At 32.9% G+C, this 13,141-nt stretch carries 14 protein-coding genes; 12 read left to right on the top strand and 2 right to left on the bottom strand.

Features of this window, described 5'->3' with window-relative positions:
- The first annotated feature begins 11 nt into the window (after window positions 1–11).
- The 10 genes from M666_RS10880 (at window position 12) to M666_RS10835 (ending at window position 9,893) form a co-directional block, all read left to right on the top strand.
- Window positions 12–929, top strand: coding sequence for a polyprenyl-phosphate transporter (locus M666_RS10880; protein WP_024480012.1), 918 nt, complete (start codon window positions 12–14; stop codon window positions 927–929).
- Between the two features lie 11 nt (window positions 930–940).
- On the top strand, window positions 941–1,951 hold the full coding sequence (locus tag M666_RS10875) for a DUF368 domain-containing protein (protein WP_029445874.1): 1,011 nt from the start codon (window positions 941–943) through the stop codon (window positions 1,949–1,951).
- Complete coding sequence (locus M666_RS10870; RefSeq protein ID WP_029445873.1) at window positions 1,932–2,681, top strand: shikimate dehydrogenase family protein; 750 nt, start codon at window positions 1,932–1,934, stop codon at window positions 2,679–2,681. Before M666_RS10875 ends, M666_RS10870 begins: the two co-directional genes overlap by 20 nt.
- A gap of 132 nt (window positions 2,682–2,813) precedes the next feature.
- Window positions 2,814–4,853 (top strand): DUF349 domain-containing protein, encoded by a 2,040-nt coding sequence (locus M666_RS10865; RefSeq protein WP_025614557.1) that lies wholly within the window; start codon window positions 2,814–2,816, stop codon window positions 4,851–4,853.
- 16 nt (window positions 4,854–4,869) lie between these two features.
- Complete coding sequence (locus M666_RS10860) at window positions 4,870–5,358, top strand: P-loop nucleotide/nucleoside kinase family protein (protein ID WP_029445872.1); 489 nt, start codon at window positions 4,870–4,872, stop codon at window positions 5,356–5,358.
- Between the two features lie 110 nt (window positions 5,359–5,468).
- On the top strand, window positions 5,469–6,794 hold the full coding sequence (locus M666_RS10855) for a carboxypeptidase-like regulatory domain-containing protein (RefSeq protein ID WP_029445871.1): 1,326 nt from the start codon (window positions 5,469–5,471) through the stop codon (window positions 6,792–6,794).
- A gap of 161 nt (window positions 6,795–6,955) precedes the next feature.
- Entirely contained in the window at window positions 6,956–8,167 is a 1,212-nt protein-coding gene (locus M666_RS10850) for a sensor histidine kinase (RefSeq protein ID WP_029445870.1), read from the top strand.
- 63 nt (window positions 8,168–8,230) lie between these two features.
- Window positions 8,231–8,842, top strand: a complete 612-nt coding sequence (locus M666_RS10845) for an FMN-binding negative transcriptional regulator (RefSeq protein WP_029445869.1) — start codon at window positions 8,231–8,233, stop codon at window positions 8,840–8,842.
- Window positions 8,843–8,851: 9 nt separating this feature from the next.
- Window positions 8,852–9,301 carry a SecDF P1 head subdomain-containing protein gene (locus M666_RS10840; protein ID WP_029445868.1) on the top strand — a complete coding sequence of 150 codons (450 nt, stop codon included), beginning with the start codon at window positions 8,852–8,854 and terminating at the stop codon, window positions 9,299–9,301.
- A gap of 172 nt (window positions 9,302–9,473) precedes the next feature.
- Window positions 9,474–9,893 (top strand): DUF2141 domain-containing protein, encoded by a 420-nt coding sequence (locus tag M666_RS10835; RefSeq protein ID WP_029445867.1) that lies wholly within the window; start codon window positions 9,474–9,476, stop codon window positions 9,891–9,893.
- A 58-nt stretch (window positions 9,894–9,951) separates the two neighbouring features.
- Here the strand turns inward: M666_RS10835 and M666_RS10830 are convergent, their stop codons facing one another.
- Window positions 9,952–10,431, bottom strand: coding sequence for a Dps family protein (locus M666_RS10830; protein ID WP_024480002.1), 480 nt, complete (start codon window positions 10,429–10,431; stop codon window positions 9,952–9,954).
- Window positions 10,432–10,534: 103 nt separating this feature from the next.
- Here M666_RS10830 and M666_RS10825 point away from each other — a divergent pair, with 103 nt between their 5' ends.
- On the top strand, window positions 10,535–11,476 hold the full coding sequence (locus tag M666_RS10825) for a LysR substrate-binding domain-containing protein (RefSeq protein ID WP_024480001.1): 942 nt from the start codon (window positions 10,535–10,537) through the stop codon (window positions 11,474–11,476).
- 50 nt (window positions 11,477–11,526) lie between these two features.
- Here M666_RS10825 and M666_RS10820 read toward each other — a convergent pair whose 3' ends face one another.
- Complete coding sequence (locus M666_RS10820; RefSeq protein ID WP_024480000.1) at window positions 11,527–11,721, bottom strand: hypothetical protein; 195 nt, start codon at window positions 11,719–11,721, stop codon at window positions 11,527–11,529.
- Between the two features lie 142 nt (window positions 11,722–11,863).
- Here M666_RS10820 and M666_RS10815 point away from each other — a divergent pair, with 142 nt between their 5' ends.
- Window positions 11,864–13,135, top strand: a complete 1,272-nt coding sequence (locus tag M666_RS10815; RefSeq protein WP_029445866.1) for a D-alanyl-D-alanine carboxypeptidase/D-alanyl-D-alanine-endopeptidase — start codon at window positions 11,864–11,866, stop codon at window positions 13,133–13,135.
- Window positions 13,136–13,141 lie beyond the last annotated feature (6 nt).

Here is a 13,141-nt window from a genome sequence, read left to right as displayed (position 1 = left end):
TTTTTTAGCTTATGGAAAATCGCAATTTATTACACTATTTTTTTATCACCTTAAAAGGAATGGCAATGGGTGCTGCAGATGTAGTACCAGGTGTTTCTGGTGGTACCATCGCATTTATTTCTGGAATTTACGAAGAGCTTATAGATTCTATTAACAACATAAATCTATCACTTTTTAAAACCTTAAAAACAGAGGGTATAAAAAGCTTTTGGAAGCAACTTAACGGAAATTTCTTAGTAGCTCTATTTTTAGGAATTGGGATTAGCGTACTTTCTCTTGCGAAAGGAATTAGTTGGTTACTTTTAAACCAACCTGTACTGTTATGGTCTTTCTTTTTTGGCCTTGTAGTTGCTAGTATCTTATTTGTAGGTAAATCTGTTGAAAAATGGAATTTAGCTACTATCGTTATGCTTGTCATTGGTACGGGTATGGCTTATTATATTACTACCCTACCCCCTGCTGAAAACACAGATAGCTTGCCTTTTTTATTTTTATCTGGAGCCTTAGCCATATGTGCCATGATACTACCAGGCATCTCAGGTGCTTTTATCCTCGTACTTTTAGGGTCTTATAAAGTTATTTTAGATGCTGTTCATGAGTATGATTTAAAAATTGTCGCTACCGTTGGTTTAGGTGCAATATTTGGACTATTAAGCTTTGCCAGACTTTTAAAATGGATGTTTAAGCATTATAAGGATATAACCTTAGCCGTACTTACTGGATTTATTTTAGGATCCCTAAATAAAATATGGCCTTGGAAAAAAATACTAGAGACCAAAGTTTTCGGCGACAAAATTATCACGGTATCTGAAGAAAGTGTTTCTCCCTTTTCTTATGAGGGTGATCACCAATTGATGTTTGCTATTATTTTAGCCTTGGTTGGTTTTTCTTTAATATTACTCTTAGAAAAATTAGCCTCTAAAAAGTAAACCGTGTAGTTATGCAAGCACCTAGAACATTTTCAGATAAGTTTTGGCTTGTCATAAAAGGCTTGTGCATGGGTGCCGCAAATAAAGTTCCTGGAGTTTCTGGAGGTATTGTAGCCTTTGTAGGCGGATTTTATGAAGAGTTTATTTATTCACTCCAAAAAGTAAACCTAAAGGCTTTTAAGCTTCTTTTCAACAGTAGATTTAAAAGCTTTTATAGATATATTAATGGTCAGTTCTTAGCCTTATTAATTTTTGGGATGCTGGTGAGTTACTTCAGCATCTCTAAACTTTTAGATTACTTTTTGGAGCGTAAAGAACTTTATGTTTGGTCGGCCTTCTTCGGTATGATCATTGGCTCAATCTATTATATTTCCAAAGATTTTAACCATTGGAATAGGAAGACTATTCCAGCAGGAATATTCGGTTTAATATTAGGAATTGCCATTAGCTTTCTTAATCCAGCAACGCAAAATGATAATCTAGTTTTTATATTCTTCTGCGGAATCATAAGTGTTTCAGGTATGACACTTCCTGGATTATCAGGATCATTCATCTTAATTTTATTAGGAAACTATGTCTTACTATTGGTCGATTCTGTAAATTCTCTTTTCGATACGTTTTCAGAATTTCTACAGGGCGATTTTAGTTTTTATCAAAATGAAAAAAGAGTAAAAACCTTAAAAATACTAGCCGTGTTTACCGCAGGTTCTACAGTAGGTTTAGTAACACTATCACACTTACTCACCTACTTGCTTAAACATTTTAAACACATTACAACTGCCGTCATCATAGGTTTTATTACAGGATCATTAGGTGTAGTTTGGCCTTGGAAAAAAACAATCCTAAAAACAACAGTAGACGGAAGCCTACAGTTAGATTCCAATGGCAATGAAATTATAGTTAATTACAAAAGATATTTACCAGAGATCACGAGTTCAGAAACATGGTGGGCATTTTTATTTGTAGCAGTAGGTATCTTTATATTTTTAGGTTTAGATTGGTATGGAAAACAAAGAAAATAAAATTCGTTTTGGCTTAATAGGAAAAGATATCGATTACTCTTTTTCAAGGGCCTATTTTACTCAGAAATTCAAAGACTTAGAGCTACCTAATTACTCCTACGAAAACTTTGATTTTCAAGACATAAATGAACTTAGCGAAGTTTTAAAAGAGAATACGAATATTAATGGCTTCAACATCACCATACCCTATAAAGAGGAAGTGTTCCCTTTCTTAGCTCTTATTGATGAAAAAGCAAAAGCTATTGGGGCAGTAAACACTATTAAATTTACCAAAGACGGGCTAAAAGGTTACAATACTGACTATTACGGATTTCAAAAGTCTATAGAACCTTTTATACAACCACATCATAAAAAAGCATTAATCCTAGGAACAGGTGGCGCTTCTAAAGCCATTGCATTTGTGTTTAAAGAGTTGGGAATTGAGTATACTTTTGTTTCTAGAAGAAAAAAAGAAGGGCAATTTACCTACGAGGAACTGAACCAACAACTAATGGAAGACTATACTGTTCTTGTAAATTGTACGCCCGTTGGAACATTTCCAGCTATTCACGAAAAGCCCGCTTTACCCTATGAATTTATTACTGCGAAGCATTTGCTTTTTGATTTAATTTATAACCCCGAAAAGACAGCTTTTTTAGTAGCTGGAGAAGCACAAGGGGCACAGATTAAGAATGGCGATAAAATGCTGGAACTACAAGCAGAGAAAGCTTGGGAAATATGGAATAGCTAGCCGCGTGGCTTTTAAAGTTATAATCCATAAATAATTAGATTTTCTACACAACTTTTTTACATTTTTTTTGGTATTCAAGTGGTTGTTACTATCTTACCAATGAATTAGGCAAAAAAGCCAAATACGTACATAATGTTGGACGAGAAAGACGAGAAACTATCAAATGATAGTAGTAAGGAAAATTCAGTAGAAACAAATGAAGTGGTGAATACTCCTTCAGAAAACCAAGCTACTGATGATGTAGAAGCAACTTCTAAAAGCACCGCTGAAGAAAGCAAAGAGCTCAATGAGGAGAACATTGTTAGTGAAGATGTTCTTGAGGAAATTGATGATTCTAATGCAGAAGATGCAGAAGACACTGATAATCACCAAAGGCATGTTATTCCTCTTTTGGATTACCACGCAATGTCTATGGAGAATTTAGTGGGAGAATTACAACGACTTGTTAAGAATGAGAAAGTACAAGCCATCAGAAAACATATAGATGGTATTAAGTATGAGTTTGATTTAAAATTTCAAGAATTTTTAGAGCATAAAAAAGAAGAATTTGTCAGCAATGGCGGAAACGAAATAGACTTTAAATACAACTCTGTCACTAAAAGACAATTCAACGAGGTTTATTCAGAATATCGCGAAAAGAAAAATCAATACCATAAGAGTCTTGAAAATAGTTTAAAAGATAATCTTGAAAAAAGACTTCAAATTATTGAAGATTTAAAGGGATTGGTTAATGTAGAAGAAGACATAAACACTACCTACAAAAATTTTAAAGATTTACAGGAAAGCTGGCGTACTGCCGGACCTATTCCAAGAAATAATTATAATGATGTATGGCGAACATACCACCATCATATTGAAATATTTTATGATTTCTTACATCTAAATCGTGAATTAAGAGATTTAGATTTCAAACGAAATCTGGAAGAAAAACAAAAACTTGTAGAAAGAGCAGAAGCATTAGAAACAGTAGCTGACTTAAATACGGCATTTCAAGAATTACAGACCCTACATAAAATCTGGAAAGAAGATATTGGCCCAGTAGACAAAGAACACCGTGAGGCTATCTGGGAACGTTTTAGCAATGCTACAAAAGCACTACATAGCAGACGACAAGGACATTTTGCCGAACTTGAAAAAACCTATGAAGTAAATCTCGTAAAAAAACATGAGATTATAGAAGGCATTAAGGCTATCACCACGAATGTTTCTAAAAACCATAAAGGTTTACAACAGCAAATTAAAGAAATAGAGGCGCTTAGAGAAAGCTTCTTCAGTGCTGGGAAAGTTCCACAAAAAGTAAATGAAAAAACTTGGGCTTCTTTTAAAGATAGTGTTCGTGATTTTAATAGACAAAAGAATGCTTTCTATAAAGATCAAAAGAAAGAGCAACAAGATAATTTAGATAAGAAGAGAGCCTTATTAGAGCTAGCACTATCTTTAAAAGATAGTGAAGACACAGAAATGGCTACTTCTGAAATGAAGCGCATACAAAACGAGTGGAAAAAAATTGGCCATGTTCCTCGCAAGTTTTCTGATAAAATCTGGAAGCAATTTAAAGATGCATGTAACCATTATTTTGATCGTTTAAATGCAAGTAAAAATGAAGCACAAAAAGACGAGTTAGAGAATTTTGAGCTTAAAGCAGCTTGTCTAGAACGTTTGCAAGGTTTTCATTTATCAGGTAATAGAAATGAAGATTTAGACGCTATTAAAGGTTTTATAGCAGAATGGAAAGCAATTGGTCGCGTGCCTTTCAATAAGAAAAGCATCAATGCTAAATTCAATAAAATATTAGATGCCTTATTCAAAAAGCTAGACATAGAACGTCAAGAAGCTGAAATGATGAAGTATGGTAATAAAATTCAGCAAATCACCAATGGTGAAAATACAGAACATGCTTTACAAAGAGAACGTACTTTTATCCGCCGTAAAATTGATGAAAGCAAAAGTGAAGTTCGCCAGCTAGAAAACAATTTACAATTCTTTTCAAATGCTTCTGAAGATAGTCCTGTTGTAAAAGACGTAATTAAAAAGATTAACGCACATAAAGAAGATTTAGCTACTTGGAAAGCAAAATTAAAGAAGCTTAATATTCTTAAAAACAATTTAAACAAAGAAGAAGTTGAAGAAGAAAATGATAGCGTAGACGCTGAAAATGACACTGAAGCTTAACTAATACCCTAAGCCAATGATATACTTAATTGTAGGTAATACTGGCGCTGGTAAAACAACCTATTCCCACCAACTTAAAGAAAAAGTTGGTGGGTTTTTGTTTTCTATAGACGTCTGGAATTCTATTCTTTTTCTTCCAGATAAAAAAGATGAGGATGGTTTAGCTTGGTTTCTGGAACGAATTGATCGCGCAGAGGACCTGATGCAAGAACAGCTGCTACAATTACAAAGAATTGGAGTAGATGCTATTCTAGACTTAGGATTTTCAAAACATGAGCATCGGCAAAAGTTTAGAGATTTTGCTCAAGCAAATAGCATTGAAGTTGAACTTCACTTTCTAGATATCCCTAAAAAAGAACGACAAAAACGGGTTATGCAACGAAATATCAAAAAAGGAGCTACTTTTTCTTTCGAAGTTACGAATGAAAATTTTCAGTTTATGGAAGATTGGTTTGAAACACCCACTTCCAAAGAATTACAAAATGCCATAATACGTACCCTATAAAGTAAGCTGTTCTATTCCAAAAACTGAATATTGCTTTTTTATAGTAGTTATCTTACTAAAAATTAGTACCTTATAAGGAAGACTCAACGATTCACCTTAAAACTAATACTATGAAAAGCAAACCTAATTATTCCCATTTTAAATCATGGAAAGCATTATTGGTGGCCTTACTAATCTTCGGAGCTACACCACAAAGCAATGCTGCTAATATTTTACAAGAAGAGCAACAAGAAGAATTTAATCAGTACAAAGGTAAAATTATAGATGCTAATAGTAAAAAAGAACTTGTATTTGCAACAATTACCATACAAAATTCTAATATAAGTACAGTCACAAACACAGAGGGAGATTTTGCTTTAAAAGTTCCTAAAGCTTTGGCAGACGCCACAGTTTCCATAAGCTTTTTAGGATATAAGACAAAAGAGTTAAGCCTAAAAGAACTTAAAGAAAGTAATAAGATTGCCTTAGAAACAGCAGTTACCGCTTTATCTGAGGTTAATATCGTTGTCCCTAAGAATGCAGAACTTCTTGTTCGAGAAACATTAAATAAAAAAGGTGCAGATTATTTTGAATTCCCAACCCTGATGACTGCTTTTTACCGCGAGACTATAAAAAAGAGAAAGAAAAATGTTTCTTTGTCAGAGGCGGTAGTCAATATTCATAAAGCGCCATATACTACCAAACAAAATGATGCGGTAGAATTATATAAAGCTAGAAAAAGTACTGATTACAGTAAATTAGATACCTTAACTTTAAAATTACAAGGAGGCCCATTCAACACCCTGTTTATCGACTTAATGAAATATCCGGAATATGTCTTTACACAAGAAACTATTCCGCTTTACAACTATACCTTTGAACGTTCCGCTAGAATTAATGATCAATTAATCTATGTTATAAATTTTTCTCAGAAAGAAAACTTAACAGACCAACTCTATAAAGGACAGCTGTTTATAGATGCCGAACATAAAATTTTAACCAGCGCTATCTATGAATTAAATATTACGGATAGAGAAAACGCCGCACGTATGTTTGTAAAACGCAAACCTGCTAAAGCCAATGTATACCCTACTGCTGTAGCTTATCGTGTAGACTATAGAGAGAAAGATAATAAGTGGTATTATGGCTACAGTAATGTCATGTTGGAGTTCAAAATTAATTGGGATGATCGATGGTTTAATTCTGTGTATAGCATGACCTGTGAAATGGCCGTAACCGATTGGGAAAAAAATGTAGGTAAAAACTTAAGAGGGAAAGAAAAATTACGCAGGAATATTATTCTTAGTGATGAAGCCCTAGGTTTTTCTGATCCTGACTTCTGGGGAGAATACAATATTATTGAACCCGAAAAATCTATCGAATCTGCGATTAAGAAAATTCAGCGACAAATTAAAAAAGATAAAATAGGCGGTACAGCCGCAATCCCGAAGCCTTAAAACAAATTTTCACAATACCTAAAAAAGGCCGATTCTTCGGTCTTTTTTATTTTTATAAACCTATATAATAAAATATGTTAAATTAAGGCTTCAATACAATTATACTATTAGTTTTTCGTTCTTCTATTTGTAATATATTTCTCACTTCATAAATCAACAGCATGCTTGCTCCAAAAGCGCACAAAGAAGAAGAAAAAAGATTAGCTGAGCTTCAATCTTATAATATTTTAGACTCTTTACCCGAAGAAGACTACGATAATTTATCCAAGATAGCCTCCGAAATATGTGGCACTCCTATTTCAATGATTACCCTTGTAGATGAAAATCGGCAATGGTTTAAGTCTTCCTATGGCGTAGATATAAAAGAAACTCCTAGAGAGATATCTTTTTGTGGTCATACCATAAATCACTCTGGCGATGTATTTATAGTTCCTGACACTAGAAAAGACGAGCGCTTTTTTGACAACCCTCTGGTTACAGGAGAATCTAATGTGGTTTTTTATGCTGGGGTTCCTTTAATGACGGCAAACAACTTACCTATTGGCTCTTTATGCGTTATAGATCACGAACCAAAGAGCTTAAACAAAAGTCAGATAGAATCGCTTCAAGCGCTATCCAATCAAGTTATGAAGTTAATAGAGCTTCGTAGAAATGAACTCTTACTACAGCAGGCCTTAGTCAATCAAAAAGAGAAAAACACAGAACTAGAACGCTTTGCCTATATTGCGGCCCATGATTTGAAGTCTCCATTAAATAATATTACCACCTTAACAGATATTTTCATCGATCAATATGGAATCAATATAGATTCACAAGGATCAGATATTTTAAATATGATTGTGAGTTCTTCTAACCGATTAAAAGGGCTTATTGAAGGCTTATTAGACTATAGTAAGAGTGACAACCTATTAAAAGAAAAAACTAAAGAGGTTAGCATAGAAAATGTAAAGAATAGCATCAATAGCATATTTAGCAGCAACCCTCATATTCATTTAACAGTTATATCAGAATTAAAAAAGGTTACTATTAATGAAACCGCATTAGATCAAATACTCATCAATTTGGTAACCAATGCCATAAAATACAATGACAAAGGAGAGGTTCAAATTACAATTGGAATTGACGCTTCTAAAACACACTACCTGTTTTATGTTGCTGATAATGGCCCAGGTATTCCTGAAGATAAGTATGACAGTATTTTTGATATTTTCACCATCAATAGTCCCCAAGATAAATTTGGAGTAAGGGGTAACGGAATAGGTTTAGCCACCGTAAAAAAAATAATTGAAAAATTAGGGGGTGAGATTACGGTGAAATCTACTCTAGGAGAAGGTTCTAAATTTAGCTTTACAATAAAAAAACACTCTTTATAATTACATATATTCTACTCGTTTTAAATGATTAATAGTTACTTTTAAACTTAAAAGCTAACTATAATGTTTACTCCAAAATATTACGAGCAAAAGGATTTAAAAGAAATCAAACAATTTTTAATTGAAAATAGTTTTGGCATCCTTGTAAACCAAGTAGACAATAAACCTTGGGCTACACATATTCCTTTAGAATTAGATACTGACCATGATGGCTCCGATATTTTAGTAGGCCATATTGCAAGAGCAAATCCACAGGGAAAACATTTTACAGAAAATGGTACCGTACTTTGTATTTTTAATGGACCACACTCCTACATATCATCATCTTGGTACAAAAAAGAAGAGGTTCCTACCTGGAATTATATTGCGGTTCATGTATATGGGAAGTTAAGTATACTTAGTGAGGACGAAGTTATGGCATCTATGCACAAACTGGTAAATAAGTACGAAAAAGCATCTAAGAATCCTATAACCTTAAAAGACATGTCTAGCAAAACACTGAGGCAAGTTAAAGGGGTTATTGGTTTTAAAATTAAAATAGATGATATCCAAGCTACTTATAAGTTATCCCAAAATAGAACGGAAGATCATGAAACTATAATTTCAGAACTAGAAACTATTGATGATGCCAATGCCTGTGCTATAGCGCAAGCAATGAAAAAGAATACCCTATAAATTTAAAATATGTTCCTTAAAATTTTTCCATTAATTATAGGTATGTTTCTAGCAACAGCTTCATATTCTCAAGCTAAGCCTATGAGTAGAGATACAATTTCTGGTTTGTATTTGACTAAAAATTATGATGGATTTACTGGTGATAATTATGAAACTCTTATCCTGCAAGATACACCTTCCATTTATTTATCTGATATAAAAGAAGTTTCTCAAAGTTTTAATTATTTAGGAAAGCCTTCTGTCCATTTGGTTTTAAACACTTTAGGAAGTGCAAAACTAAAAGAAATAACTACAGAATTCACAGGTGAACCCCTGGTCATTTATTTTGGAAAAAAAATAGTTTTAGCTCCTACAATGATGAGCCCGATTACAGGTGGGCAATTAGAAATTTCTAGTAATCTTACCTTACAAGAAACAGATGGAATGGTCCATTGGTTAAAATCGAGAATTGGTAATTGATTCTACGCAGCTCTTTAAAACATAGTTTTTTAATTTTTTGCACAAATACTACAATTCGGAAATCAATTTCTACAGTTGAGTTTTTAAAATTTACCCACCTCCTTCTTATTTTTCAACTTTGAACTATTAATAACTACTACCGCATACCAACGGTATTAAAAACCAGATTCAAATGAAAAATTTACTTGTTACCGCTATTCTAATTCTATGTTCTATTTTCGCCAAAGCTCAAGAAACACAAAGCTACACCCTAGCGGTGTCTATTGATAATATCTCTAGCAACAATGGTAAAGTGTTACTTTCATTACATACTGCAGATACGTTTATGAAAGGGCCCGGCATACAAAATATAGCTAGTGAAATAGTAGACGGGAAAATAAATATAAGCTTTGAAAATGTAGTCCCTGGAAGTTATGCTATTATGGCGGTGCATGATGAAAACGATAATAAGCGCATGGATTTCGAAACTAATGGAATGCCAAAAGAAAACTACGGTATGTCTGGAAATGATATGTCTTATGGCCCACCACGTTTTGATGATGCAAAATTTTCGCTAACAAATGAAGATTTAGCATTTACCATTCGGTTTTAAACCTAAAAAAGCCTCTTAGCATAATGCTAGGAGGCTTTTTTTATTACTAATATCAAATTTATACTTCTTCTGTTAACCAAGCTTTCATCATCCAAACAGTTTTTTCTTGTTCTGCAATAAAATCGCTCATCATAGAATTTGTACCCTCATCATCGGCATCTCCTGATGTGTTTAATATTTTACGCTCAATTACAAGTAGTTTGCTCAAAGAATCAACAATTAAATGTATTGCCGCTTCATCTTTGTGAATATTTTTACCTACTTCAATCGTAGAATTTGCAATATAATCTTCAAAGGTGTGTAATGGTAGTCCACCTAAGGTTAATATCCTTTCCGCAATCATATCTACTTTCTCATTGGCATCAGTATATAACTCCTCAAACTTTATATGCAAGTCAAAAAAGCGTTTTCCTTTAATATTCCAGTGAATACCTCTTAAATTTTGATAATATCTTTGAAAGTTGGCTAATAAGGTATTTAAATCATCACTTAATTGGGCTGATTTTGCGGCGTCTAATCCTATGCTATTTAGTTTCATAATATATGCTTTTGATTTCATAACAAATTTACGAAACATATACCCCCTAAGACCATAAGATTCATTGATAGTTTTTATATTTTTATAGCCTAAAACAATACAAATGACGATAACGCAATTGCAATATGTTTTGGCTGTTGCCGAATACCAAAATTTTACTCTTGCTGCTGAAAAAAGTTTCGTAACTCAGCCAACTCTAAGCATGCAAGTTCAAAAATTAGAGGATGAACTGGATGTGTTAATTTTTGATCGTGGTAAGAAACCAATTGCTGTTACTGAAGTAGGAAAAAAAATTGTAGCACAAGCAAAAAATATTGTCAACGAAGCCAATAGAATAAAAGATATTGTTGATCAAGAAAAAGGATTTATAGGAGGTGAATTTACATTGGGAATTATCCCTACGGTAATGCCTACATTACTACCTATGTTCTTAAATACCTTTATCAAAAAATATCCTAAAGTAAATCTTATCATTAAAGAGCAGAATACTGAGGATATGATCCGAAATATTCAAGACGGCCATTTAGATGCCGGTATTGCTGTTACGCCTTTAGAAATAGAATATATCAAAGAACGCCCCCTGTATTATGAGCCTTTTGTTGGTTATGTGCCTAAAAACCATAAATTAAGTGGAATAGACAAGCTTAAGACTGAAGATTTAGATATAAATGATGTGCTACTCTTACGAGACGGACATTGTTTTAGAGATGGGGTTATTAACCTTTGTAAAGCATCTAAAGATGCCCAGGGTGAAGCTTTTCAATTACAAAGTGGAAGTTTTGAAACCTTAGTGAATTTGGTAAATGAAGGAATGGGAATGACATTACTTCCTTTTTTAAATACGCTAACGCTAGATGAGCGTAAAAAAGAAAACTTAAAGTATTTTGAAAGTCCATCTCCTGCCAGAGAAGTTAGTTTAATCTATCATAAAAGCGAATTAAAAATACAAATAACAGAAGCGCTTAGAGAAGTAATTTCTAGTATTGTAAGAGGTGCTATTGCTTTTCAAGACGTAAAAATTATTAGTCCGCTTAATAAAAAGTAACACTAAAAATTAGCGCAATAAAAAAGCCACTTATTAAAGTGGCTTTTGTTTTATGTTAAGTATATTAAGCTTTGTTTTAGTTCTGGTTTATCATATATAAATTTTTCTAACCAGAGTTTTAGTTCTTCTACTTCTTCAGGCATGAGTGTTGAAAAAGCTTTCTTTACTTCTTTACAAAATAACTTTGTATCAAAACTAACTTTATTAAGTACCATTTTAGTGTACTCAAGCATTGATTTAGTCATATTAAAATATGTATTAGTTGATTTTACTAAGTTAAACATAAAAAGGTAATATCTATTGCTCTATATTAGTTAAAAAATAGATAAATTGTTGTTAATATAGACAAAAAGCATAAATTGTTCCCCTAAGAACTAGCCTTTAAGAATGCGAAAAATATTATTTTCATTATTGATTATCAACTTATTACACAGTTGCAGCGTTTCGAAAATTAAAAAAATACGTAAAGAAACACAACAAGCATTTATGAAGCCTTTTTACGATAATCAGTTTTTAGGCGTGTTCATTTATGACCCTATAAATAATGATACCCTTGTAAAATATAATAGTGAAAAATATTTTACTCCTGCGAGTACTACAAAAATAGCCACCTTATATACTGCCTTAAATGTGTTGCCTAAAAATATACCTACCCTTAAATATCATACTACTGGAGATACTATTTATATAGAAGGCACAGGAGATCCTAGTTTATTACATTCGTATTTTAAAGACAGTACGGCTCTTCATTTTTTAAAAGGATACAATCACATCAAATTGAATCTAAATAATTTTAAAACGACGGCTTATGGGCCCGGATGGGCTTGGGAGGATTATGATGCCTATTATCAGCCAGAACGTTCCTCTTTTCCTATGTATGGCAACGTTTTATCTGTTTATAAAAACGATTCCATAACAATTATTCCATCATTCTTCAAAAATAATATTTTAGCGATGGTTGCACCAAAGGCTCGTGATCAACACCGCAATATTTTTTATAATGATCTCAATAAAAAAGACACTACAGTAACTCCATTTATAGTAGATGATACATTAATTAAAAGTTTGCTTGATTCTGCTTTAAACAAGAATGTAGAACTACTAACCAAATTTCCTGAAGTAAAGAAACAAACAGTCTATAGTATCCCCACAGATTCTATATTAAAAAGAATGATGGCGGTTAGTGATAATTTCCTAGCGGAACAATTACTTATTTTATCTAGCGCTACACTATCTGATACCTTAAGTTTTAAAAAAGCACAGCGCTATATTTTAGAACATCATCTTGCCGATTTAAAGCAGCCACCTAGATGGGTAGATGGCTCAGGACTATCTAGGTATAATTTATTTACCCCTGAATCTTTAGTTCATATTTTAAAAAAAATATACATGGAACAATCACAGGAACGAATCTTTGATTTATTTCCTGCAGGAGGAGTTTCCGGTACGTTGACGAATTGGTATGGAGGAATAAACGAACCATATCTATATGCTAAATCTGGTTCTTTAGGTAATGTGTATTGTTTAAGTGGCTATTTACGAACCAAATCGGGTAAGACTCTGATTTTTAGCATCATGAACAATCACTACAAACAACCTACTGAGGAAATAAAAAAACGAATGCAATTGGTCTTCGAGAATTTAAGAGACCACTATTAGAGACTC

Origin of the sequence: Cellulophaga baltica 18 (genome assembly GCF_000468615.2) — a bacterium.
Classification (GTDB): Bacteria; Bacteroidota; Bacteroidia; order Flavobacteriales; family Flavobacteriaceae; genus Cellulophaga; species Cellulophaga baltica.
The sequence above is the reverse complement of the archived record's forward strand: the minus strand, read 5'-3'. Positions and strand labels throughout refer to the sequence as shown.